A 24,244-nucleotide genomic window follows, 5' to 3' on the forward strand; every position below is an offset into this window, starting at 1 on the left:
CGATCGATGACTGTAACCGCTCTCAATCCCACCCCCGCCTCCGCGCAGAAAGCTGAAGCGCAGGTTGTGCCGCTGCCGCGACCCGCCAAGCGCCCGCAGCGACTTGCCGCCCTCGGGCGCATCGTCGCCGAAAGGATCGCTCCGCCGGTTGTCGTGCTGCTTGTCCTGCTGCTGATCTGGCAGCTGTCGTTTTCCGGTGCGGCGTCGGGCCTGCCCGCCCCCACCGATGTCTGGGAGCAGAGCCGCGAGCTTATCCTCGACCCCTTCTTCGTCTACGGAACCCAGGACATAGGCCTTGGCTGGCGGGTCCTCACCTCGCTGGAGCGCGTGGCCTACGGCTTTGGCCTTGCCGCCGTGGTCGGCGTGCTGGTGGGTGCCATCCTTGGCCAGTCCGCGCTGATGATGCGGGGCTTCGACCCGATCTTCCAGGTCCTGCGCACCGTGCCGCCGCTGGCGTGGTTGCCGATCTCGTTGGCGGCGTTCATGGACAGCGGCCCCTCGGCGATCTTCGTGATCTTCATCACCGCGATCTGGCCGATCATCATCAACACCGCCGCCGGCGTCCGCGCCATCCCGCAGGACTACCGCAACGTCGCCGCCGTGCTGCGCCTGAACCAGATCGAGTTCTTCTGGGAGATCATGGTGCCCTCCGCTGCGCCCTACATCTTTTCCGGCCTGCGTATCGGGGTGGGCCTGTCATGGCTGGCCATCGTCGCGGCGGAAATGCTGACCGGCGGCGTCGGGATCGGCTTCTTCATCTGGGATGCGTGGAACAGCAGCCGCCTGACCGACATCATCGTGGCCCTGGTCTACATCGGCGTCACCGGCTTCGTGCTCGACCGGCTGGTCGGCTGGCTTGGCCACGTCGTCTCTCGCGGCACAACGGAATAGGGATAGCCATGAAATACCTGCAAATCGACCGGGTCTGCAAATCCTATCCCGGCAAGGGCCGCGTGACCGAAGTTCTGTCCGACATCCGCCTGACCATCGACAAGGGCGAATTCGTGTCGATCATCGGCCATTCCGGCTGCGGCAAGTCCACCCTTCTCAACCTGATCGCCGGGCTGACCGATATCACGACCGGCGTGATCAAGCTGGAGGGCCGAGAGGTCAACGCCCCCGGCCCCGACCGCGCCGTGGTGTTCCAGAACCACAGCCTGCTGCCGTGGCTGTCGGTCTATGACAACGTCAAGCTGGCGGTGACAAAGGTGTTCGGAAGCACGAAGTCACGGGCCGAACGGCATGACTGGATCATGCAGACGCTCGAACTCGTGCAGATGACCCATGCCATCGGCCAGCGCCCCGGAGAGATTTCGGGCGGGATGCGGCAAAGGGTGGGCATTGCCCGGGCCCTGGCGATGGAGCCGAAGATCCTGCTGCTGGACGAGCCCTTCGGCGCGCTCGATGCGCTGACCCGGGCGCATCTTCAGGACGCGGTGATGGATATCCATGCACGGCTGAAGAACACGATGATCATGATCACCCATGATGTCGACGAGGCCGTTTTGCTGGCCGACCGCATCGTGATGATGACCAACGGCCCCGCCGCGACGATTGGCGAGGTGTTGCCCGTCGCCATCCCCCGGCCGCGGGACCGGATCGTGCTGGCCTCCAACCCCGACTACGTGCGCACCCGCGAGGCGGTGCTGCGCTTCCTCTACGAACGTCACCGTTTCGTGGAGGCCGCGGAATGACCGGCAGACAGAAACTTGTTGTCATCGGCGCCGGCATGGCCTCGGGCCGGATGCTGGAACAGCTCTTTGACGCCGGAGCCGATTTCGACGTCACCCTGTTCAACGCCGAGCCGCGCGGCAACTACAACCGGCTGATGCTGTCGCCGGTACTGTCGGGCGAAAAGAGCTATGAGCAGATCGTGACGCATGATGCGGGCTGGTATGCGGCGCATGGCGTGGATTGCCGCTTTGGCGAAGCCGTGGTGAAGATCGACCGCGCCAACAAGGTGGCCCTGTCGGGCTCTGGCGGCGTGCCTTACGACGCGTTGGTGATCGCCACCGGCTCTGCCCCCTTCATCATACCGGTCCCGGGCAAGGACCTTCCGGGTGTCTGCACCTATCGCGATCTTGAAGACACAAACGCGATGATCGCGGCCAGCCTGCCGGGGTCGAAGGCCGTTGTGATCGGCGGCGGCCTTCTGGGGCTGGAGGCTGCCGCCGGCATGGCCGCCCGCGGTGCCGAGGTCACGGTCATTCATCTGATGGGTCATTTGATGGAACGCCAGTTGGACCCGGCGGCCGGGTATCTGCTGCAAAAGGACCTCGAAAGGCGCGGCATCCGCATCCATTGCAAGGGGGCCACCAAGGCAATCCTGGGAAAGGACCGGGTCGAAGCGGTGCTGCTGGAGGATGGCACCGTTTACGGCGCTGACCTTGTCTGCATGGCAGTGGGCATCCGCCCCGAAGTGAGGCTTGCCAACGATACGCATCTGCACGTGGGGCGCGGCATCACCGTCGATGACCAGATGCGCACCTCCGATCCTGCGATCTTTGCGCTTGGCGAATGCGTGGAGCATGACCGGCAGCTCTTTGGCCTCGTCGCCCCGCTTTACGATCAGGCGAAAGTGCTGGCTGCCACGCTTCTGGGCCAGACCGCAGCCTTCCAGCCGGTCCAGACCGCGACCAAGCTGAAGGTGACTGGCGTCGACCTCTTCAGCGCGGGCGATTTCGCCGATGCGCCGGGGCGCGAGGAGATCGTGTTCCGGGATCCGGGGCGCGGTGTCTACAAGCGGCTGATCCTCGACGGCGACCGGCTGATCGGCGCGGTGCTGTATGGCGACACCGCGGACGGGTCCTGGTTCTTTGACATGATCAAGCAGGGCAAGGACGTCTCGGGCATCCGCGACACCCTGATCTTCGGCCCCGCCTTCGCCGGGGGGCCCACCGCAAACCCTTTGGCAGCCGTTGCAGCCTTGCCGCCTGAAGCGGAGATCTGTGGCTGCAACGGCGTCTGCAAGGGCCGGATCGTTACCGCCATCGAAGGTGGTGCCACAACGCTGGACGCGGTGCGCAGCGCCACCAAGGCAAGTGCAAGCTGCGGAACCTGCACGGGCCTTGTGGAACAGGTCATGGCCCTGACCCTTGGCGCCGGCTTCACTGCCAACACCAATCCAGCCATGTGCAAATGCACTGACCACACGCATGAGGATGTGCGGCGGCTGATCAAATCCATGGCCCTCAAATCCATCCCTGCCGTGATGCAGGAGCTGGGATGGAAAACCGGTGGCGGCTGCGCTTCGTGCCGCCCGGCGCTGAACTACTACCTGATCGCCGACTGGCCGACCGACTATGTCGACGACCGGCAGTCGCGCTTCGTGAACGAACGCAACCATGGCAACATCCAGAAGGATGGCACCTATTCGGTGGTCCCCCGGATGTGGGGCGGGGTAACGACCTCGGCTGAGTTGCGGGCGATTGCAGATGCCGCCGACCGCTATGCCGTGCCGCTGATCAAGGTGACAGGCGGCCAGCGGATCGATCTTCTGGGCATCCGCAAGGAAGACCTGCCTGCGATCTGGACCGACCTCAACGCCGCCGGGATGGTGTCGGGGCACGCCTACGCAAAAGGCTTGCGCACGGTGAAGACCTGCGTCGGGACCGATTTCTGCCGCTTCGGGACGCAAGACAGCACAGGCCTCGGGATCAGGCTTGAAAAGATGCTCTGGGGCTCCTGGACCCCTGCGAAGGTGAAACTGGGCATCTCCGGCTGCCCGAGGAACTGCGCCGAGGCCACCTGCAAGGATATCGGCGTGGTCTGTGTGGACAGCGGATACGAGATCAGCGTCGCCGGGGCGGCGGGCATGGACGTGAAGGAAACCGAGTTTCTTTGCAAAGCCGTGACCGAGGCCGAGGTGATGGAGATCATCGCAGCCTTTACCCAACTCTACCGGGAAAACGCGCGATACCTGCACCGCATCTACAAATGGGTGGCAAAGGTGGGCCTCGAGTGGTGCCGCGCGCAGGTCGAGGATCCCGGGACCCGCCGCGCGCTGCATGACCGGTTCATGCTCAGCCAGTCGATCTATCAGACCGACCCGTGGGCAGAACATGCCGGCAAACCCGCCGATTGGGCACCGATTGCCGACCTGACGCTGAGGGCTGCCGAATGAGCAAGTTCATCGACATCGCCGCTCTGGACGACATCCCCCGCCGGGGAGCCCGGGTGGTGAAGACACCGCAAGGCTGCGTCGCGCTCTTCCGCACCGCGGATGACAGGGTGTTCGCGCTGGAGGATCGCTGCCCCCACAAGGGCGGCCCCTTGTCCGAAGGGATCGTGCATGGCACCTCTGTCACCTGCCCGCTGCATGGCTGGGTGTTCGACCTGAACACCGGTCAGGCGCAGGGAGCGGATGAGGGAGAAGTGCGCACCTTCATTGTGTGCCTAGACGGCGGCCGCGTCCTGGTGGATGCCTCCTTCCTTTCCGGGCGATCCGCGGCATGACGCGCCCAACCCCCATCGCCACCCCGCGCCCGGCAGGGGCGGCCCGCGAAACCACCATCCGCACCACCTGCCCCTATTGCGGTGTGGGCTGCGGGGTGCTTGCGACGCCCGACGCGCATGGCGGGATTGCCATCAAGGGCGACCCGGACCATCCCGCCAACCGGGGGCGGCTTTGCGTGAAAGGCGCGGCATTGGGCGAAACCCTTGGAACCCGAGGACGGCTGAAGGCGCCGACCGTTCACGGGCAGACTGCGACCTGGGACGTGGCGCTCGATTTGATCGCCGCGCAGTTCACCCGCACGATCGCCGCACATGGGCCCGACTCGGTCGCGCTGTACGTTTCCGGTCAGTTGCTGACCGAAGATTACTATGTCGCCAACAAGCTGATGAAAGGGTTCATCGGCTCCGCGAATATCGACACCAATTCACGGCTCTGCATGGCGTCCAGCGTGGCGGGTCATCGCCGTGCCTTTGGGACGGATACCGTCCCCGGCCAGTACGAGGATCTGGAAATTGCCGATCTGGTGGTACTGGTCGGATCGAACCTTGCCTGGTGCCATCCGGTCCTGCATCAGCGTCTTATGGCGGCCAAGGCGACGCAGGGCACGAAGATCGTTGTGATCGACCCGCGCCGCACCGCCACCTGCGAGGGGGCAGACCTGCATCTTGCACTTGCGCCGGGGGCCGATGCGCATCTGTTCAACCTGCTTCTTTGCCACATCTTCGACCGGGGCCTCCTGAACCGCGATTTCCTGCCCCATGTCACGGGTGTCGAGGCCTCCCTTGCCGCAGCGCGCCACAGCAAGCCGGGCGACACCGGCATCCCCCCGGACGATCTCGCGGCGTTCCTCGCGCTCTGGGCGGCCAGCGAGAGGGTCGTCACCGTCTATTCGCAGGGCATCAACCAGTCCGACAGCGGCACCGACAAGGTGAATGCCATCATCAATTGCCATCTCGCCACGGGCCGCATCGGGCGCCCCGGCATGGGGCCGCTTTCCGTGACCGGCCAGCCCAATGCGATGGGCGGACGCGAGGTGGGGGGGCTGGCCAATATGCTCGCCTGCCATCTTGAACTCGACAACCCCATTCACCGGGACGCGGTGCAAGGGTTCTGGGCCAGCCCGCGCATGCCGGCCAAGCCGGGGCTGAAGGCGGTGGACATGTTCCGCGCCGTTGAACAGGGTCAGATCAAGGCGCTTTGGGTGATGCACACCAACCCTGCGGTGACCATGCCCGATGCCTCGCGCGTAGCGGGCGCAATCGCGGCCTGTGATTTCGTGGCGGTCAGCGACATCTGGGCCACCACCGACACGGCGCGTCTGGCGCATGTGTTGCTCCCCGCAACCGGGTGGGGCGAAAAGGACGGCACTGTCACCAATTCCGAACGCATGATCAGCAGGCAGCGCGCATTCATCCCTGCCCCCGGTCAGGCACGTGCAGACTGGTGGCAGCTGGCAGCAGTGGCACGTCGGATGGGCTTTCCCGGGTTTGACTGGGCCTCGCCTGCGCAGATCTTCGCAGAATACTCGGCGCTTTCCGGTGTGGCGGGCCAGTTGGGCAGCGACTTCGACATCTCGGCTTTGCAAGACATTGACTATGACCATCTTGCCCCCGTCACCTGGCCGCAGGCGGCGCGGAAGGGTGGCAGGTTCTTTGGCGACGGGCAGTTCCATACGCCGGATCGCAAAGCGCGGATGCTCCCCGTCGCGGCCTGCCTGCCTGCCGCACTGTCACCCGGTCATCCGTTCCGCCTCAACACCGGGCGGGTGCGCGACCATTGGCACACCATGACCCGCACCGGACTTGTGCCGCGCTTGCAGCAGCACCTGGGTGAGCCGTATCTTGAGATCAACCCGGACGATGCCGCCCGCCTTGGCCTTGCGCCCGCGACATTGGCCGAAGTGACGAGCCCGCAAGGCCGAGCCATCCTGCGGGTGCTGATCAGTGACCGTGTTGCGCCCGGCCATCCCTTCGCGCCCATGCACTGGACTGCCGAGACCGCACCGACCGGCCGCATAGACACGCTTGTGGCGGCCGTCACTGACCCGATTTCGGGCCAGCCGGCCAGCAAGTCCACACCCGTCGCCATCCGCCCCTATGCGGCCCGCTGGCATGCCTTTGCCGTATCACGCCATGATCTGCGCCCAAGCTGCGAGTACTGGGCCAAGGCACAGGTGGCCGGAGGCGTGCAGATGGAGCTGGCAGGAGCAGGTCCGCCCGCCGATTGGGCGGTATGGGCCAGCGCGCTCTTCGACGGTGCCGTGCCGTCCTCTGCGCTGTCGGACCCTGCGCGAGGGATGCAACGGTTCGCCTTTGTCTCCGGCGGGCGATTGCAGGGCGCAGTCTTCGTGTCGCGTGATCCGGTGCTTGTGGCACGCGCCCATCTTGCCGGACTGCTGGGCGCAGAGGGCGAGGATGTGCTGGCTGGACGCCCGGGCATCGATCAACCCGATCCCGGCCCCGCCGTCTGCGCCTGCCTGAACATCGGCCGGAACACCATCCTTCGGGCCATCGCCCAGGACGGCGCGCTGAGCGTCGAGGCGCTTGGTGAATGCCTGGGCGCCGGTACCAGCTGCGGGTCCTGCCGCCCAGAACTGGCCGCGCTGATTTTTAGCCACACCCACCGCGAGGCCGCTGAATGAGCTATCTGGACAACCCTTCGCTGATCGTCCCCGCGGCCCCGCGCGGAAAGCCGGGCCGTATCACGCTGGTAGGTGCGGGGCCCGGGGCGGCAGACATGCTGACCCTGCGGGCGATCCGCTATCTGGGCCAGGCAGATGTCGTGTTCTATGACCGGCTGGTCGACCCCGAAACGCTGGAATATGTCCGGTCCGACGCCGAACGCATCTTCGTCGGAAAAGAGATCGGAGCGCATAGCTGGCCGCAACCGCGCATCGATGCGGCGATTGTCGCTGCAGCCTTGTCCGGCAAGCAGGTCGTGCGTCTGAAATCGGGTGATCCGTCGATTTTTGGCCGCGCGACCGAGGAAATCTCCGCTGCGCGCGCCCATGGTGTCGAGATCGAGGTCGTCGCCGGCGTCACCGCCGCCAGTGCTGCCGCCGCCAGCCTGTGCCAGCCCCTTACCGAGCGCGGCGTGACCGACCGAGTGGTGCTTGCCACAGCGACCTGCCGGCCGGGTGAGAAGATGTCAAACCTGCAGGACCTGGCGCGCCCCGGAACAACGCTGGTCTTCTACATGGCGATGCGTCAGCTGAAGCAATTGACCGGCCGGCTTCTGGCGTTGGGCGTCGGGCCCGACCAGCCGGTGTCGATTGCCAGCCATGTGTCGCGCCACAACGCCCGCAGTTTGCACACGACATTGCAGAACATGTCGGCGGATTGCGCTGCGGCCGGCATCGACAACCCGGCCGTCATCATCGTGAGCCTGCCAAAAGCGGATATCGACGAAACCCATCGCGGAATGGCCGAGTGCTCCTCGGGCGAAGCCCTGCTTGAAGGCATCTGAAAGCGCCATCGGGCCGATCCGGGCGGGCGCGATGATACTGGACTCTAGGGCGCCACCGCGATCGTTACAGCGGTCGGTCTGGACGCCCTCCCTTCCGCACTATATGTGCTGCGACATGACCCGCCCGGTCACCGCGGTCAGTTGCAGCGGCACCCCGCTGACGCCGCTCCGCTCGCCCTGGAACCATCCCCACAAGGGCGCGTTCGGCTGAGGCAGCCCGCACAGACGCGTTAGGTCTTGCGGCCACGCCATGTTGCGGGCGCGGCGGGCCGGAACCGGATCTACCAGGGGCAGACCCCCACAGACGCTCATACCGACGGAGGCCGCATGCCCAGGTTCCTCAACGCCACGACGCTGGTTTTCGTCGCGATTGCCGGCTTTGTCGTGCTGTGGATCGGCGGTGGCATGATCGGACGCGCGCCGCCCGAAGCGCCGGCCCAGGCCGAACCCTCGGTCCCCGTTGTCGCCGCCAGCTGGAGCGAGGCCGGCCCCGTCACGCAAGAGCTGGTGATGTATGGCGATGTAGAGCCGTCGCAGCGCACCGTTCTGCGCGCCCGCGTCGATGGCATCGTCGAGGAGGTGCCGGACGAGGGCACCCGCGTTGCGGCCGGCGATCTGCTGGCGCGCCTGTCGACCGATGACCGGCTGGCACGGCTTGCTCAGGCCGAGGCGCAGCTTGCCTCTGCCGCCCGCGACTATGATGCCGCGCAGCAGTTGGCAGACCGGGGCGTCGGATCGGACGCCGAGGCACAGGCGAGGGCCGCTCAGCTGGAAGCCGCCCGCGCCGGCCTGCGGGCGATAGAGATGGAGATCGCGAATACCGAACTGCGCGCACCGAGCCGCGGCGTCATCAGCGAGGTGATGGTCGAGCCGGGCGCCTATGTCAGCGTGGGCGGCGAGGTGCTGGAAGTGGTCGACAATGATCCGCTGATCGCCGTCGCCAATGTGCAGCAATCTGGCGTGTCGCAGATGCGGCCGGGCATGCCGGCCGGGGTGCGCTTCATCGGCGGGGCGCAGAAAAGCGGCACGGTGCGGTTCGTGGCCCCGGTGGCCGATGCCGCCACGCGGACCTTCCGCGTCGAGGTGGAGATCGCGAATGACGAGGAGGCCCTGCCCGCCGGGCTGAGCGCCGAGATCACGATTCCCTTTGCGACCCAGCCCGCGCACCGGGTTTCGGCGGCGCTTGGCCGCCTGGACGATCAGGGGCGGCTGGGGCTGTACGTCATCGACGCGGAAAGCCGGATCCGGTTCGCCCCGATAGAGGTGATCCGCGCGCGGGCCGATGGCATCTGGGTCACCGGCCTGCCGGAACGGGCGCATATCGTGACCATCAGCCAGGGATCGCTGGCCGACGGGCAGCAGGTCGAGGTGCGCGAGACGCCCGAGGAGTATCTGGGCGGTGTCGGCACCGGGACCGGGGCCGCCGGCGACGCGCCCGATCTTGCCGGAGAGGGCCGGTTGCCCTTGCCAGCCGATGCGCCGCAAGAGGGTGCAGCAGGCATCCCCAATCCCGCGGCGGAGGAGCGCTGATGCATGCCGCGATTGCCGCCGCCTTCCTGCGCGTCCGCTCTACCATGCTGGTCCTGCTGCTGATCCTTGGCGCCGGCGCCGCGACCTATGTGGCCATCCCCAAGGAAGCCTCGCCCGAGATCGACATCCCGATCTTCATCGTCAATGTCACCTATTCTGGCATTTCCGCCGAAGACAGCGCAAGGCTGCTGGTGGAGCCGCTGGAACGCCAGTTGCAGTCCATCGAGGGGCTGCGCCAGATGACGGGGCAGGCGGGCGAGGGCTTTGCCAGCGTCACGCTGGAATTCGATCCCGGCTTTGACCAGCAGACCGCGCTGCAAAGCGTCCGGGACGAGGCCGACAACGCCGCCCCCGACCTGCCCGATGGCGCCGACGCCCCCATCGTGCGCGAGATCGACTTGTCGCTGTTCCCGATCCTGACCGTCGCCCTGTCGGGCGAGGTGCCGGAGCGCGAGCTGATCCGCATCGGCCGCGACCTTCAGGATGCGCTGGAGGCGGTGCCGGGCGTGCTGCAAGCCGAGCTGACCGGCGAGCGCGAGGATATTCTTGAAATCCTCATCGACCCGCTGGCGATGCAGACCTATGGCATTTCCACCCAGCAGATCGCGCAGGCGGTGCAGAACAACAACCAGCTGGTGGCGGCGGGGGCGTTCGACACCGGCGCGGGGCGGATCGGCGTTTCCATCCCCGGCACCATCCGGTCGATCAGCGATGTGCTGGCGATGCCGGTGCGCGAAAGCGGTGGCACCGTGGTGCGGGTGCAGGATGTGGCCGAGGTGCGCCAGACCTTTCAGGACCCGGTCAGCTTTGCCCGCATCGACGGAACCCCGACCATCGGGCTCGATATCAGCAAGACCGCGGGCGCCAACATCATCGACACGGTGAATGCCGTGCAGGCGGTGGTGGACGATGCGCAGCAGCAGTGGTCTGGCGGCATCCGGGTGGATTATCTGCAGAACCAGGCCGAAGACATTCAGGACCTGCTCAGCGATCTGGAAAACAACGTGATCGCGGCGGTGGTGCTGGTGATGCTGACCACGATCCTTGCGTTGGGGTTGCGGGCCGCGCTGCTGGTGACGGTGGCGATCCCGGGCGCGTTTCTGGGCGGCATCCTGGTGATCGGCCTTCTGGGCTTCACCATGAACATCGTGGTGCTGTTCGGCCTGATCCTGGTGATCGGGATGCTGGTCGATGGCGCCATCGTCGTGGTGGAGCTGGCAGAGCGCAATATCGACGAAGGCAAGCCGCCGGCCCAGGCGTTTCTGCACGCCTCGCAGCGGATGGCCTGGCCGATCACCGCCTCGACCGCGACGACGCTGGCGGTGTTCTTCCCGCTGCTGTTCTGGCCGGGGGTGGCGGGGCAGTTCATGTTCTATCTGCCGGCCACGGTGATCGTGACGCTGACCGCATCCTTGCTGATGGCGCTGGTCTTCGTGCCGGTGATCGGCACGCTGTTCCCGGCGCGCAAGTCAGCCGAAGGGACCGATCCAGCGCCCGCAGCGCGCTCGCAAGCCAGCGCCTACGCCCGCGCCCTGCGCTCTGTCATCGGGCGGCCGGGGCTGGTGGTCGGGATCTGCCTGCTGGGCCTGCTCCTCTCGTTCTTCACCTATGGCCAGTTTGGCCGCGGGCTGGAGTTCTTCCCGGCGCAAGAGGCAGAGCGGGCGCAGATCCAGGTTCAGGCCGATGGCAACCTGTCGGTGCGCGAGGCGGACCGGCTGGTGCGGATGGTTGAAAACCGCGTCATCGGGATCGAGGGGGTGGAGAGGGTCTATTCGCGCACCATCGGCTCGGTCGAGCAGCGCACCCAGTCCAGCCTTGCCCCCGATGTGATCGGTACCCTCCAGACCGAATTTGCCGACTGGCGGCTGCGCGATCCGGCCTCGGCCATCATCGCGCGAATGCGGGATGCCACCGCCGACCTGCCCGGCATCGGCGTGCAGATCGAAGAGGCGCAGCAGGGCCCGGGCGAGGCGCGGCCGATCCAGATAGAGATTGCCGCCGAGGACAGGGCCCTGATGCCGCAGGCGGCGCAAAAGCTGCAGGCGCTGATGGCGCAACAGGGCCGCTTCGTCGACATTTCCAGTGATGTACCGCTGGCCACCGCCGAGATCCGGATCGAGGTCGACCGCGAGCAGGCGGCGCGCTACGGCGTGCAGATCAGCGATCTTGGAACGGCGGTGCAGCTGCTGACCAATGGCGTGGTGCTTGGCACCTACCTGCCGCCCTCTGCCAATGACGAGGTCGACATCACCCTGCGCTATCCGGCCGAGGACCGCACCTTTGCCCAATTGGCCGATCTGCGCATTGCCACTGCCAGCGGGTCGATCCCCGTTGCGAATTTCGTGACGCTGGTGCCGTCACCCGCCGCATCGGTCGTGAACCGGATCGACGGCGAGACGGTGCAGACGGTGTCGGCCGCCGTTGCCGAAGGCAGCACCGCCGCCGCAGAAATTGCCGCCCTGCAACAGGCCATTGATGCGACCGATTTTGGCGAGGGGATCGAGATCCGCTTTGCCGGCGAGATCGAGGACCAGCAGGAAACGATGGTCTTCCTGATCGGCGCCTTCATCGTGGCCGTGTTCCTGATGTTCATCATCCTGCTGATCCAGCTGAACAGCTTTTTCCAGAGCGCGCTTGTGCTGTCGGCCATCATCTTCTCAATGGCAGGGGTGCTGCTTGGCCTTGTGGCGCGGCAAGAGGCATTCTCGCTGGTGATGAGCGGGATCGGTATCGTCTCGCTTGCCGGGATCGTGGTGAACAACAACATCGTGCTGATCGATGCCTATAATGAGCATCGCGCCGCCGGCATGGGCCCCGCCGATGCGGCGTTCCAGGCCGGGACGGACCGGTTTCGCCCGGTGCTGCTGACGGCCGTGACCACGATCATCGGGCTGATGCCGATGGTGCTGGGGATGACGGTGGATTTCACCGGCCGCGACCTGTATTTCGGCGCGCCCTCGGGCCAGTTCTGGGTGCAGCTTGCCACGGCCATCGTCGGCGGGCTGACGCTGTCGACGCTGGTCACCGTCTTCATGACTCCGGCGCTGCTGGCCTGGGACGGCAACCGCCGCCAGCGCCGCGCCGCGCCGCGGGGCGCCATTGCAACCAGCCTGTCTGACGCATAGACGCCCTTCCATAGATCAAGGTCCTGCGGTATCGTGAGCTATAGAAAGGGACTCTATAACTTATGCGCTGGAACTGGACGCAACCCGACTGGCCGAATTTCAGCTATGACAGCGCAGCCGTCGAACCTCTCGAGCGGCGGTTCCTGCTGTCATCCGGAGAGATCCTCGGAGCCGTACGCCATGTGACCGGCGAAGAGCGCGACCGCTTGCGCATCGAGTGGCTGAGTGAAGAGGCAATGCGGACCAGCGCCATCGAGGGCGAGGTGCTGGACAGGTCCAGCGTGCAGTCCTCCCTGCGGCGTCAGTTCGGTCTAGCGGCAGACGGCGCGCCCTCACGGCCCCGCGAGCAGGGCATCGCCGAGATGATGGTCGACGTCTATTCGACCTCCGCCGCAGCTCTGACCCACGACACCCTGTCGCTGGCACGGGATGCTTCTGTCCCATGACCGCGGCCCCGAGAGCGTCGGGGCCTACCGTCGGCATGACGACGCGATGCAGATCGTGTCCGGTCGCATCGACCGACCGACGGTGCATTTCGAAGCCCCGCCCTCGGCGCAGATCCAGGGCGAGATGGATGCCTTCGTCAACTGGTTCAACCGCACGGCGCCAGAGGGGCCCGCGCCTCTGCCCGCACTGACCCGCGCGGCGCTTGGGCATCTGTGGTTCGAGAGCATCCATCCCTTCGAGGACGGCAATGGCCGCCTCGGGCGCGCTCTGCTTGAAAAGTCCCTCGCGCAGAACATCGGCCAGCCAAGCCTGATCGCGCTGGCCAACACGATCGAACGCGACCGAAAGGGTTACTACCACCAACTTGAAACCCATCAGAAGACGCTGGATGTCACAGGCTGGCTGCTCTGGTTCGCCGAGACCGTCCTCACGGCGCAGCAGGTGACGCTGACGCGGGTCGCCTTCTTCATCGCCAAGGCGAAGTTCTACGACCAGTTCCGTGCCCGGCTGAACGACCGGCAGGCCAAGGTGATCGAGCGCATGTTCCGTGTGGGGCCAGAGGGGTTCACGGTGGGCCTCAGCGCCAAGAACTACATTGCCATCACCGGCACATCGCGCGCGACCACGACCCGGGACCTTCAGGACCTGGTGGAGATAGGCGCGCTCAGCCGAACCGGAGAGCGGCGGCATACGCGGTACTGGTTGATGTTCGGATCCGACCGAATGGGTCTCAGCGATCAGTCGCCCGAAAAATAGATCCGCACGCCAAGTGACCTGCGCCGGAACTGTCGCAGCTGCGCAAGAGGAATGCGGTCAGGAGCGGCAATGGGACGTGGGGGTCACATCGACATCGTGGCGGCGACGGCGCGGCCCCAACGGGCATAGCGTGCATCGCGGGTGGCGCTGTCCATTGCGGGCGTGAAGCGGCGGTCGAGGGCCCAGGTCGCCGCAAACCCCGCCGGATCAGGGCAGAGACCGGCGCGCAGGCCCGCAAGGTAGGCGGCGCCAAGGGCGGTCGTCTCGGTCACCTTCGGGCGATCGACCGGGGCGCCAAGGATGTCGGACAGGTACTGCATCGTCCAGTCGCTGGTGGCCATCCCGCCATCGACCCGCAGCACGCCATCGCTTGCAGCGCCCCAGTCGGCGCGCATCGCCTCCAAGAGGTCGCGGGTCTGGTAGCCGACGCTCTGCAGCGCCGCCCGGGCCAGCTCGGCCGGGCCCGAATTGCGGGTGAGGCCGAAGATCGCCCCCCGGCAGTCGGGTCGCCAATAGGGCGCGCCAAGGCCGGTGAAGGCGGGGACGAGGACCACGTCCTGCGCGGGATCGGCGGCTTCCGCGAGCGGCTGGGTCTCTTTCGCCTCGCGGATGATCTTCAGGCCATCGCGCAGCCACTGAACCACGGCCCCCGCGATGAAGATGGAACCCTCAAGCGCGTAGGTGGTCTTGCCCTCAAGCCGGTAGGCGATGGTGGTCAGCAGGCGGTGGGTGGAGGGGACAAGATCGGTGCCGGTGTTCAGCAGCGCGAAACAGCCGGTACCATAGGTGGATTTCATCATGCCGGGCGTGAAGCAGGCCTGCCCGACGGTGGCGGCCTGCTGGTCGCCAGCGACGCCGAGGATGGGAATGGGGCGGCCGAACAGGTCGGGGCGGGTGGTGCCGAACTCGGCGGCGCAGTCCCGGACTTCGGGCAGCAGCGACAGCGGCACATCCAGCGCGGCGCAAAGGTCCGTGTCCCATTCGTTTGTGGCGATGTTGAACAGCAGGGTGCGGGCGGCGTTGGTGGCATCGGTGGCGTGGACGGCGCCGCCGGTGAGCTTCCAGATCAGGAAGGTATCGACGGTGCCGAAAGCCAGCTCGCCCCGCTCGGCGCGGGCGCGGGCGCCTTCGACATTGTCCAGCAGCCATGCCACCTTGGTGCCCGAGAAATAGGGGTCGAGCAGCAGGCCGGTGCGCGCGGTGAATAGGGCCTCCAGCCCGTCCTCGCGCAGCCGCCCGCAAGTGTCCGCGGTGCGGCGATCCTGCCAGACGATGGCGTTGTGGATCGGCTCGCCGGTCTTGCGGTCCCAGACCAGCGTGGTCTCGCGCTGGTTGGTGATGCCGATGGCGGCAATGGAGCGGGCGTCGATCCCCGCCTTCTCGATCACGCCGCGGGCAGTTCCGGCGACGGTCGACCAAAGGTCCGCGGGGTCATGTTCTACCCAGCCGGGGCAGGGGTAGTGCTGCGGAAACTCTTCCTGGGCCGTGGCCACGGGACGCAAGGCAGCATCGAACAGGATCGCCCGTGACGATGTGGTGCCTTGGTCAATGGCAAGGATATAGGTCATGAGGTCTGGCCTGCGCAGAGCTGTCCCGCGCCGGGGCCGGTGGCATGGATCAGCGATTTCAATAACTTGAAGGGGATGGACCGGAAATCCGGGTCGCGGGCGGCCCCCTTGCGAGGGCCGCCCGGCTTGGTCAGTTCTGCCAGGACTTGATCAGCTCGTCATAGGCGATCGTCTCGCCCATCGGCTTTTCGTTGTCGAGTTTGGCAACCGGGGCGCCGGGCTCGTCGAGCCAGAATTGCGCGTCCTGCGGCTCGTTCATCTTCGGGCCGATGTCGCCCTGAACGCCGGCACGCTCGATCCGCTCCATCACCCGCTCCTGCTCGGCGCAGAGCGCATCGAGGGCTTCTTGCGGGCTCTTGGCGCCGGACATGGCGTCACCGATGTTCTGCCACCAGAGCTGCGCCAGCTTCGGATAGTCGGGCACGTTGGTGCCGGTGGGCGACCACTGCACGCGCGCCGGCGAGCGGTAGAATTCCACCAGACCACCAAGACGCGGGGCCCGTTCGGTGAAGCTGTCGTGCTGGATGGTGGATTCGCGGATGAAGGTCAGCCCGACATGGGATTTCTTCACGTCCACGGTCTTGGACACCACGAACTGCGCGTAAAGCCATGCGGCCTGGGCGCGGTCGACCGGGGTCGATTTCATCAGCGTCCACGAGCCCGCATCCTGATAGCCGACCTTCATGCCCTCCTGCCAGTAGGCGCCGTGCGGCGAGGGAGCCATGCGCCACTTGGGCGTGCCGTCCTCGTTCATCACCGGCAGGCCTTCCTTGACCATGTCGGCGGTGAAGGCGGTGTACCAGAATATCTGCTGGGCGATCTGGCCCTGGGCGGGGACCGGACCGGCCTCGCCGAAGGTCATGCCCTGCGCTTCGGGCGGGGTGAAGCGTTGCAGCCAGTCGATGGCCTTGGTCACGGCATAGACGGCGGCGGCGTCGTTGGTCGCGCCGCCCCGCTCTACGCAGGACCCCACGGGCTGCGACGCCTCGTTGACTCGGATGCCCCACTCGTCCACCGGCAGGCCGTTCGGCTCGCCGACATCGCCCATGCCGGCCATGGACATCCACGCATCGGTGTAGCGCCACCCAAGCGAGGGGTCTTTCTTGCCATAATCCATGTTGCCCCAGGCCGAGGTCGGGCCTCCGGCATAGGACATGTCGCGCCCGGTGAAGAACTCGGCGATGTCCTCATAGGCCGACCAGTTCAGCGGAACGCCAAGGTCATAGCCGTACTTGGCCTTGAAGTCGGCTTTGGTCGTTTCATGATCGAACCAGTCGGCGCGGAACCAGTAGAGGTTGGCGAACTGCTGGGTGGGAAGCTGGTAGAGCTTGCCATCCGGGGCGGTGGTGAACGAGGTGCCGATGAAGTCGGCCACGTCGAGGCCCGGGTTCGTGACCGCCGCGCCTTCGCCGGCCATCCAGTCATCGAGAATGCGAACCTGCTGATAGCGCCAGTGGGTGCCGATCAGGTCGCTGTCGTTGATATAGGCGTCATAGATGTTCTCGCCCGTCTGCATCTGGGTCTGCAGCTTTTCGACCACGTCGCCTTCGCCGATCAGGTCATGGGTGATCTTGATGCCGGTCATCGCGGTGAAGGCCGGGGCCAGCACCTTGGCTTCGTATTCGTGGGTGGTCAGGGTTTCGGAGACGACCTTGATGTCCATGCCCGCGAAGGGCTGGGCGGCGTCGATGAACCACTGCATCTCGGCTTCCTGTTCGGCGCGCGAGAGCGAAGACATGTCCCCGATCTCGGCATCGAGGAAGGCCTTCGCAGCCTCGATGTCGGCCCAGGCCGGGGTGACCCCGGTGGCCATCAGCGCAAGCGCCATGGCGGTTGTCGTGTGGCGGAATCTCATGATGTATCCTCCCGAAATTATGAGACCTTGTTTTCTTTTTTTGCCGGGGGGCCTCGTCGCATTTCCCTGCCCCCCGGCGACGTCATTCCCGTCTACACCCAGCGGAACACCGCCGCGGCATAGACGAGGCACAGGATCAGCGCGCCCCAAAGCGGCGCGCCGAAGAAGAAGAGCCAGCCGAGGTTGAGAAAGGCCGAGCCCAGAAGCGAAATGAACAGGCGGTCGCCGCGCGTCGTCTCGATCCGAAGGATGCCGATGCGCGGGGTTTCCGGAAACCGGATGGCAAGGATCGTGAACAGCACCAGCAGGCTGGAGATCACCCAGAAGAACAGCGCGACCGGCAACGTCCAGGCCATCCAGCCGCCGGGGATCATCGGGGCGAACCAATCCACCGCGCCCTCTTCGCGCGGGGCGGCCCAGAAGATGGCGGCGAGGGCGGCCAGCATCACGGCGGCGGCGGCGCCTTGGATCGCGGCCCAGTTGGTGCGGGGGGGATGGGCGTTCGGCAAGGTCATCACACCCTCCCCAGGGCGAAGCCCTTGGCGATGTAGTTGCGCACGAAGTAGATCACCAGCGCGCCCGGCACGATGGTCAGCACCCCCGCCGCCGCCAGCACCCCCCAGTCCATGCCGCTGGCGCTGACGGTGCGGGTCATCGTGGCGGCGATGGGCTTGGCGTTCACGGAGGTCAGCGTGCGCGACAGCAGCAGCTCCACCCAGGAAAACATGAAGCAGAAGAAGGCAGCGACGCCGATACCCGAGGCGATGAGCGGCATGAAGATCTTCACGAAGAAGCGGGGGAAGGAGTAGCCGTCGATATAGGCGGTCTCGTCGATCTCCTTGGGAACGCCGCGCATGAAACCCTCGAGGATCCACACGGCGAGGGGCACATTGAACAGGCAATGCGCCAGCGCCACGGCGATATGGGTGTCGAACAGGCCCACCGAGGAATAAAGCTGGAAGAACGGCAGCGCAAAGACGGCGGGCGGGGCCATGCGGTTGGTCAGCAGCCAGAAGAACAGGTGCTTGTCGCCCATGAAGCTGTAGCGGCTGAAGGCATAGGCCGCGGGCAGCGCCACGGTCAGCGAGATCACCACGTTCATGGTCACGTAGATGATCGAGTTGACGTAGCCCATGTACCAGCTGGGGTCGGTCAGGATGACCACATAGTTCCGCAAGGTCAGATCGCGCGGATAGAGCGAGAAGGACGAGGTGATCTCGGTGTTCGTCTTCAGGCTCATGTTCACCAGCCAGTAGATCGGGACCAGCAGGAACAACAGATACAGCGTCATCACGAGGGGGGAATAGCGCAGGCGCATCAGCGGCCCTCCTGCCGGTCAAGGCTGGTCATCACGGTGTAGAACACCCAGGACACCAGCAGGATCACGAGGAAATACATCAGCGAGAAGGCCGCGGCGGGGCCAAGGTCGAACTGGCCGACGGCCATCTTCACAAGGTCGATCGACAGGAAGGTGGTGGCGTTCCCCGGGCCGCCGCCGGTGACGACGAAAGGTTCGGTGTAGATCATGAAGCTGTCCATGAAGCGCAGCAGCACGGCGATCAGCAGCACGCCCTTCATCTTGGGCAGCTCGATATAGCGGAACACGGCCCACCGGCTGGCCTGGTCGATGCGGGCGGCCTGATAATAGGCCTGCGGGATGGATTGCAGCCCGGCATAGCACAGCAACGCCACCAGCGAGGTCCAGTGCCAGACATCCATCACCACCACGGTGGCCCAGGCATCCACGGGATCGTTGGTGTAGTTGTAGTCCACGCCAAGCGCGGCAAGAGTGCGGCCCAGAAGGCCGATATCGACGCGCCCGAAGATCTGCCAGATCGTGCCGACCACGTTGAACGGGATCAGCAGCGGCAGCGCCATCAGCACGAGGCACAGCGAGGCCCAGGCGCCCTTCTTGGGCATGTTGAGCGCGATGTAGATGCCAAGCGGCACCTCGATCGCCAGAATGATGCCAGAGAACAGGATCTGCCGGCCAAGCGCATCGTGCAGGCGGCTGGAGGTGACCATCTCCTCGAACCACTCCAGCCCCGCCCAGAAGAACTGGTTGTTCCCGAAGGTGTCGTTGGTGGCGTAGTTGACGACGGTCATCAGCGGCAGCACCGCCGAGAAGGCGACCACCACGAGCACCGGCAGCACAAGGAACCAGGCCTTGTTGTTCTGCACCTTGTCCATCAGGCAGCCCCCCCTTCGATGCGCCAGTCGTCGGCGTAGACGTTGATCCGCTCTGCGGCAAAGCTGACATGGGTCAGATGCGCGCCAAGCGCCTGCCCCTCGGGCACGACCACGTTGACGGGTTGGCCTTCGACGGTGCCGCGCACGATGCGGTGGCGGCCGACGTCTTCCACCCGGGTCAGGGCGAAGGGCAGGCCGGTCCCTTCGGTCAGGGTGACGTATTCGGGGCGGATGCCGATCTGGGTGCGGCCCTGCGGCGTGCCATAATCGCGCGCCAGCGCAAGCTCGGCCCCGGCCAGGCGGGCGCAGGTGCCGGCAATGCTGGCGTCCAAGAGGTTCATCCCCGGCGAGCCGATGAAGTAGCCCACGAAGGTGTGGGCCGGGGTCTCGAACAGTTCTTCGGGCGTGCCAAGCTGGACCACGGTGCCTTCGGACATCACCACCACCTTGTCGGCGAAGGTCAGCGCCTCGGTCTGGTCATGGGTGACGTAGATCATCGTGTGGCCGAATTCGCGGTGCAGCGATTTCAGCTGGGTGCGCAACTCCCACTTCATGTGCGGGTCGATCACGGTCAGCGGCTCGTCGAACAAGATGGCGTTCACATCCTCGCGCACCATGCCGCGGCCAAGGCTGATCTTCTGCTTGGCATCCGCCGTCAGGCCCTGCGCGCGACGATCGAGGATCGCCTCCATCCCGATCATGGCGGCGATCTGATCGACGCGGGCCTTGATATAGGCCGCGTCCTTGCCGCGGTTGCGCAGCGGGAAGGCAAGGTTCTGGCGCACGGTCATGGTGTCGTAGACGACCGGGAACTGGAACACCTGCGCGATGTTGCGGGCGGCGGTTTCGGCATCGGTCACGTCGCGGTCGCCGAACAGCACCCGGCCCTGCGACGGGCGCACGAGGCCCGAGATGATGTTCAGCAGCGTGGTCTTGCCGCAACCCGAGGAGCCAAGCAGCGCATAGGCGCCGCCGTCCTGCCAGACATGATCCATCTGCTTCAACGCAAAGTCGGCCGGCGAGGCGGGGTTCGGCAGGTAGCTGTGGGCGAGGTTGGACAGGGTGATACGGGCCATGGTTCAGGCCGCCATCGCATAGGCCGCCGGCGCAGCAAGCTGCCCCTTCGGGGTGAACAGATAGATATGCGCGGGGTCGAGCCACAGGCGGACCTGCGCGCCATCGGTCAGGTCGTGGATGCCATGCACCAGCGCGACCCAGCGGTCGGGGCCGTGAGTGATATGCAAGAACGTCTCCGATCCGGTGATCTCGGTCACGCCAAGGGTGCAGTCAAACCCCATGGCCGAAGGCGAGGCCGCGTGCAGGTGCAGGTGGTTGGCGCGGAATCCGGCGGTGTAGGGGCCATCGGCCAGATCGGCGAGCGGGCCGGCGGCGGGCAGCACCGCGCCATCCGCGAAGGTGATGCGCCCGCCAGCCTTGTCGCAGGGCAGGAAGTTCATCGGCGGATCGCTGAACACCCGCGCCGTGGTGGCGTCGGCAGGGCGGCGATAGACCTCGGTCGTCGGGCCGAACTGGGTGACGCGTCCCTGCCACAACGTGGCGGTGCGGCCCCCCAGCAGCAATGCCTCCTCGGGTTCGGTTGTGGCGTAGACGAAAATCGCGCCTGACGCTTCGAAGATCTTGGGAATCTCTGCCCGCAGTTCCTCGCGCAGCTTGTAGTCGAGGTTGGCCAGCGGCTCGTCCAGCAGCACCAGCCCCGCGCCCTTCACCAGCGCGCGGGCGAGGGCGCAACGTTGCTGTTGGCCGCCCGACAGTTCCAGCGGCTTGCGCGCCAGCATCGGCGTCAGCTTCAGCATCTCGGCAGTTTCTCGCACGGCCCGGTCGATCTCGGCCCGGGGCTTGCCCATCAGGCGCATCGGCGAGGCGATGTTGTCATAGACCGACATGGCCGGATAATTGATGAACTGCTGGTAGACCATGGCGACCTTGCGGTCCTGCACGCGCTGGCCGGTCACGTCCTGCCCGTGCCAGCGGATGCGGCCCGTGGTCGGCGCGTCGAGCCCTGCCATCAGCCGCATCAGCGAGGTCTTGCCCGACAGCGTGGGGCCAAGCAGCACGTTCATCGTGCCCTTGTCGAGCGTCAGGGTGGTGGGCTGGATATGCACCTGCCCCTTCACCGCCCGGCCTACCTCGTCCAGTTCAAGCGCCATACGTTCCCTCTTGCAGTCGGATATCGTCACCTTCGGCCATGAAGGCATCAAGCGCAGCGACTTGGTCGGTGGTCAGGCGCAGCCCCAGCTTGGTGCGGCGCCAGACGATGTCTTCGGCGCGCTCGGCCCATTCGCGCGACATGAGCCAGCTCACCTCGGCCTCGGTCAGGGTCGCGCCGAAATCCCGCCCCAGATCGGCGGCGGATCTTGCCGGGCCCAGCAGTGTGCGCGCCTCGGTGCCATAGGCGCGGATCAGGCGGGCTGCCCAGAATTCGGTCAGGAAGGGATAGTCGGCCAGCAGGTCGGTGCGCAGCGCGGCAACGCCGTCGACCGGGAAGTCTCCGCCGGGCAAGGGAGCGCGGGCTGTCCAGACCGGCCCTGCGGCGGGGAAGAAGGGGGCGAGCTTGGCCAGCGCAGACTCGGCCAGGCGCCGATAGGTGGTGATCTTGCCGCCGAACACGTTCAGCATCGGCGGGCCAGCCTCGTCCAGCGACAACACATAATCGCGCGTGGCTGCCGTGGCCGATTTCGCACCATCGGCATAAAGCGGGCGGACGCCGGAATAGGTCCAGACCACATCGCCCCTGGTGACCGGCTTGGCAAAGTAGCGGCTTGCGAAGGCGAGGAGATAGTCCCGTTCCTCATCCGTGCAACGCGCTTCGGACGGGGTGCCGGTGTGGTCCTGATCCGTCGTGCCGATCAGGGTGAAGTCCTGCTCGTAGGGGATGGCAAAGATGATCCGGCCATCGGTGCCCTGGAAGAAATAGCAGCGGTCGTGGTCATAAAGCCTGCGCGTGACGATATGGCTGCCGCGCACCAGCCGCACCCCTTCGGTGGAGTTGATGCGGGCCACGCGGCTGATCACGTCGCTGACCCAGGGACCGCCGGCATTGACCAGCACGCGGGCGCGGTGGGTGGTGGGGCCGCCGGGGCCTTCGGTCGTGACCTGCCAGTGATCGCCCATGCGCTCGGCCCGGGTGACGCGGGTCCGCGTCATCACCTGCGCGCCGCGATTGGCGGCGTCGCGGGCATTCAGCGCGACCAGACGCGAATCCTCGATCCAGCAGTCGGAATACTCGTAGGCGCGCTGAAACTCCGGGCGCAAGTCTCGGCCCACGGGATCGGTCTTCAGATCCAGCGTGCGCGTGGCGGGCAGGATCTTGCGGCCGCCCAGGGTGTCATAAAGGAACAGCCCCAGACGGATCAGCCAGGCCGGACGACGGCCCTGCATCCAGGGCATCAGGCGGGACAAAAGGCGCGAAGTGGGCGTGTCACTCTCGAACCGCATGTCAGGGTGCATGGGCAGCACGAAGCGCATCGGCCAGGAGATGTGCGGCATGGCCACCAGCAGGGTTTCGCGTTCCTCCAGCGCCTCGCGCACCAGTCGGAACTCGAAATACTCCAGATAGCGCAGCCCACCATGAAACAGCTTGGTAGATGCAGAGGAGGTGGCCTGAGCAAGGTCACCCTGTTCGGCAAGCAGCACCGACAGGCCCCGGCCGGCGGCGTCACGGGCAATCCCGCAGCCATTGATGCCGCCCCCGATGATGAAAAGATCAGCCATGTCGGGCCGTGCTGCGGTGCTCAAGGTCGGTCCCCCTCCAGGTAAAGCGAAGGTGAAGCGATTTCGTCGACCGGTCAACGAAAATCTTCGCTTTTGCGCGTTTTCGAAAGAAACGACAATTTTCGCGCGCGCGGCATAGGCCAAGGCGTTGATCTGTCGGACGAAAGGCCCGAAAGCCGAAGAATCGCGCTGCAATGCGGAACAATCGCGGCCTTCACGGCTGCAGGATTTTCGGCTTGATCCCCTTGGCCCCTTATCCGAAAGTTCGCCGCCGGCATCCGAACGCAAAGGAACTTCAGCGTGGCTCTCAGTTTTCGGCAGAACGAGATTCTGGAGATCGCGCGCGCCGAAGGCCGCGTGGTGGTGGAGGATCTGGCGCAGCGGTTCGAGGTGACGCTGCAGACCATCCGCCGCGACCTGAGCGAACTGGCCGACGCGGGGCATCTGGACCGGGTGCATGGCGGCGCACGGCCGCGCACGGGGGTGGCCAATCTCGGCTATGTCCAGCGCCGCCGGATGAACGAGGAGGCAAAAGCCGCGATTGCGCGGTCCTGTGCAGCGGCGATCCCGGAAAACTGCTCGATCATCCTGAACCTCGGCACCACGACCGAGGCGGTCGCGCGCGAGTTGCTGGGCCATCGCAACATCACCGTCATCACCAACAACATGAACGTGGCCAACATCCTCGTGGCGAATGAAGGCTGCGAGATCATCGTGGCAGGCGGGGCGCTGCGCCGGTCGGACGGGGGGCTGGTGGGAGAGCTGACGACCGAGTTCTTTGGCCTGTTCAAGGTGGATTACGCGGTGATCGGCGCCTCGGCCATGGATGCCGAGGGGGATCTGCTGGATTTCGATCTGGCCGAGGTGCGGGTGTCAAAGGCGATCATCCGGCAGGCGCGGCAGGTGTTTCTGGTTTGCGATGCGTCCAAGCTGGGGCAGTCGGCCCCGGTGCGGCTGGCGTCACTGCAGGAGGTGACGACGCTGTTCACCGACGCAGCCCTGCCGGACGGTCTGGCCAATCGCTGCGCAGACTGGGGCACGCGGGTCGTGGTGGGGTGACTCTCAGGGTGTTTGCCAGGGCAGGCGGGCCTGATTGCCGACCTTGATTCGGGGCGCTAGT

17 protein-coding genes and 1 pseudogene are annotated in these 24,244 nt (G+C 66.0%); 10 read left to right on the forward strand and 8 right to left on the reverse strand.

What is annotated here, in order from left to right; all coding sequences use genetic code 11:
• The first annotated feature begins 6 nt into the window (after positions 1-6).
• From ntrB to GVY41_RS00435, 9 genes and pseudogenes are all read left to right on the forward strand, one after another.
• Positions 7-891, forward strand: coding sequence for a nitrate ABC transporter permease (ntrB, locus tag GVY41_RS00395; protein WP_161342287.1), 885 nt, complete (start codon positions 7-9; stop codon positions 889-891).
• 8 nt (positions 892-899) lie between these two features.
• Complete coding sequence (locus tag GVY41_RS00400) at positions 900-1,694, forward strand: ABC transporter ATP-binding protein (protein WP_161342289.1); 795 nt, start codon at positions 900-902, stop codon at positions 1,692-1,694.
• Positions 1,691-4,123 carry a nitrite reductase large subunit NirB gene (gene nirB / locus GVY41_RS00405; protein ID WP_161342291.1) on the forward strand — a complete coding sequence of 811 codons (2,433 nt, stop codon included), beginning with the start codon at positions 1,691-1,693 and terminating at the stop codon, positions 4,121-4,123. Before GVY41_RS00400 ends, nirB begins: the two co-directional genes overlap by 4 nt.
• Positions 4,120-4,455 (forward strand): nitrite reductase small subunit NirD, encoded by a 336-nt coding sequence (gene nirD, locus GVY41_RS00410; protein WP_161342293.1) that lies wholly within the window; start codon positions 4,120-4,122, stop codon positions 4,453-4,455. The genes nirB and nirD overlap by 4 nt, the downstream gene beginning before the upstream one ends.
• Positions 4,452-7,097: a nitrate reductase gene (locus tag GVY41_RS00415; RefSeq protein ID WP_161342295.1), complete on the forward strand. Its 2,646-nt coding sequence runs from the start codon at positions 4,452-4,454 to the stop codon at positions 7,095-7,097. Before nirD ends, GVY41_RS00415 begins: the two co-directional genes overlap by 4 nt.
• Complete coding sequence (gene cobA / locus GVY41_RS00420; RefSeq protein WP_161342296.1) at positions 7,094-7,921, forward strand: uroporphyrinogen-III C-methyltransferase; 828 nt, start codon at positions 7,094-7,096, stop codon at positions 7,919-7,921. Before GVY41_RS00415 ends, cobA begins: the two co-directional genes overlap by 4 nt.
• A 327-nt stretch (positions 7,922-8,248) precedes the next feature.
• Positions 8,249-9,451 (forward strand): efflux RND transporter periplasmic adaptor subunit, encoded by a 1,203-nt coding sequence (locus GVY41_RS00425; protein ID WP_161342298.1) that lies wholly within the window; start codon positions 8,249-8,251, stop codon positions 9,449-9,451.
• The gene (locus tag GVY41_RS00430) at positions 9,451-12,576 is read left to right on the forward strand and encodes an efflux RND transporter permease subunit (protein WP_161342300.1); all 3,126 of its coding nucleotides are present in this window, start codon (positions 9,451-9,453) and stop codon (positions 12,574-12,576) included. The genes GVY41_RS00425 and GVY41_RS00430 overlap by 1 nt, the downstream gene beginning before the upstream one ends.
• Before the next feature lie 62 nt (positions 12,577-12,638).
• Positions 12,639-13,779 (forward strand): annotated as a pseudogene (locus GVY41_RS00435) (Fic family protein).
• An 83-nt stretch (positions 13,780-13,862) separates the two neighbouring features.
• Here the strand turns inward: GVY41_RS00435 and glpK are convergent.
• The 8 genes from glpK to glpD all read right to left on the reverse strand — a co-directional run bounded on the left by glpK (position 13,863) and on the right by glpD (position 23,124).
• A complete protein-coding gene (gene glpK / locus GVY41_RS00440) occupies positions 13,863-15,347 on the reverse strand; it encodes a glycerol kinase GlpK (protein WP_161342302.1) in 1,485 nt (494 codons plus the stop codon).
• A 130-nt stretch (positions 15,348-15,477) separates the two neighbouring features.
• A complete protein-coding gene (locus GVY41_RS00445; protein ID WP_161342304.1) occupies positions 15,478-17,202 on the reverse strand; it encodes an ABC transporter substrate-binding protein in 1,725 nt (574 codons plus the stop codon).
• Positions 17,203-17,294: 92 nt separating this feature from the next.
• The gene (locus tag GVY41_RS00450) at positions 17,295-17,717 is read right to left on the reverse strand and encodes a DUF2160 domain-containing protein (RefSeq protein WP_229725902.1); all 423 of its coding nucleotides are present in this window, start codon (positions 17,715-17,717) and stop codon (positions 17,295-17,297) included.
• Positions 17,717-18,520, reverse strand: a complete 804-nt coding sequence (locus tag GVY41_RS00455) for a carbohydrate ABC transporter permease (RefSeq protein ID WP_161342306.1) — start codon at positions 18,518-18,520, stop codon at positions 17,717-17,719. The genes GVY41_RS00450 and GVY41_RS00455 overlap by 1 nt, the downstream gene beginning before the upstream one ends.
• Positions 18,520-19,392 carry a carbohydrate ABC transporter permease gene (locus GVY41_RS00460; RefSeq protein WP_161342308.1) on the reverse strand — a complete coding sequence of 291 codons (873 nt, stop codon included), beginning with the start codon at positions 19,390-19,392 and terminating at the stop codon, positions 18,520-18,522. The genes GVY41_RS00455 and GVY41_RS00460 overlap by 1 nt, the downstream gene beginning before the upstream one ends.
• On the reverse strand, positions 19,392-20,468 hold the full coding sequence (locus tag GVY41_RS00465; protein ID WP_161342310.1) for an ABC transporter ATP-binding protein: 1,077 nt from the start codon (positions 20,466-20,468) through the stop codon (positions 19,392-19,394). The genes GVY41_RS00460 and GVY41_RS00465 overlap by 1 nt, the downstream gene beginning before the upstream one ends.
• Positions 20,469-20,471: 3 nt before the next feature.
• Positions 20,472-21,560, reverse strand: a complete 1,089-nt coding sequence (locus GVY41_RS00470; RefSeq protein WP_161342311.1) for an ABC transporter ATP-binding protein — start codon at positions 21,558-21,560, stop codon at positions 20,472-20,474.
• Positions 21,550-23,124: a glycerol-3-phosphate dehydrogenase gene (glpD, locus tag GVY41_RS00475; protein WP_161342313.1), complete on the reverse strand. Its 1,575-nt coding sequence runs from the start codon at positions 23,122-23,124 to the stop codon at positions 21,550-21,552. Before glpD ends, GVY41_RS00470 begins: the two co-directional genes overlap by 11 nt.
• 300 nt (positions 23,125-23,424) lie before the next feature.
• Here glpD and GVY41_RS00480 point away from each other — a divergent pair, with 300 nt between their 5' ends.
• Positions 23,425-24,183, forward strand: coding sequence for a DeoR/GlpR family DNA-binding transcription regulator (locus GVY41_RS00480; protein ID WP_161342315.1), 759 nt, complete (start codon positions 23,425-23,427; stop codon positions 24,181-24,183).
• Positions 24,184-24,244 lie beyond the last annotated feature (61 nt).

Source organism: Frigidibacter albus, assembly GCF_009908165.1.
GTDB lineage: Bacteria > Pseudomonadota > Alphaproteobacteria > Rhodobacterales > Rhodobacteraceae > Frigidibacter > Frigidibacter albus.

Bases quoted from the DNA above. Each gene is read 5' to 3' on its own strand.
- cobA (WP_161342296.1), top strand. From the start codon at position 7,094: ATGAGCTATCTGGACAACCCTTCGCTGATCGTCCCCGCGGCCCCGCGC.
- GVY41_RS00430 (WP_161342300.1), top strand. From the start codon at position 9,451: ATGCATGCCGCGATTGCCGCCGCCTTCCTGCGCGTCCGCTCTACCATG.
- nirB (WP_161342291.1), top strand. From the start codon at position 1,691: ATGACCGGCAGACAGAAACTTGTTGTCATCGGCGCCGGCATGGCCTCG.
- GVY41_RS00425 (WP_161342298.1), top strand. From the start codon at position 8,249: ATGCCCAGGTTCCTCAACGCCACGACGCTGGTTTTCGTCGCGATTGCC.
- GVY41_RS00415 (WP_161342295.1), top strand. From the start codon at position 4,452: ATGACGCGCCCAACCCCCATCGCCACCCCGCGCCCGGCAGGGGCGGCC.
- GVY41_RS00455 (WP_161342306.1), bottom strand. From the start codon at position 18,520: ATGCGCCTGCGCTATTCCCCCCTCGTGATGACGCTGTATCTGTTGTTC.
- glpK (WP_161342302.1), bottom strand. From the start codon at position 15,347: ATGACCTATATCCTTGCCATTGACCAAGGCACCACATCGTCACGGGCG.
- ntrB (WP_161342287.1), top strand. From the start codon at position 7: ATGACTGTAACCGCTCTCAATCCCACCCCCGCCTCCGCGCAGAAAGCT.
- GVY41_RS00470 (WP_161342311.1), bottom strand. From the start codon at position 21,560: ATGGCGCTTGAACTGGACGAGGTAGGCCGGGCGGTGAAGGGGCAGGTG.
- GVY41_RS00400 (WP_161342289.1), top strand. From the start codon at position 900: ATGAAATACCTGCAAATCGACCGGGTCTGCAAATCCTATCCCGGCAAG.
- nirD (WP_161342293.1), top strand. From the start codon at position 4,120: ATGAGCAAGTTCATCGACATCGCCGCTCTGGACGACATCCCCCGCCGG.
- GVY41_RS00450 (WP_229725902.1), bottom strand. From the start codon at position 17,717: ATGACCTTGCCGAACGCCCATCCCCCCCGCACCAACTGGGCCGCGATC.
- glpD (WP_161342313.1), bottom strand. From the start codon at position 23,124: ATGGCTGATCTTTTCATCATCGGGGGCGGCATCAATGGCTGCGGGATT.
- GVY41_RS00445 (WP_161342304.1), bottom strand. From the start codon at position 17,202: ATGAGATTCCGCCACACGACAACCGCCATGGCGCTTGCGCTGATGGCC.
- GVY41_RS00460 (WP_161342308.1), bottom strand. From the start codon at position 19,392: ATGGACAAGGTGCAGAACAACAAGGCCTGGTTCCTTGTGCTGCCGGTG.
- GVY41_RS00465 (WP_161342310.1), bottom strand. From the start codon at position 20,468: ATGGCCCGTATCACCCTGTCCAACCTCGCCCACAGCTACCTGCCGAAC.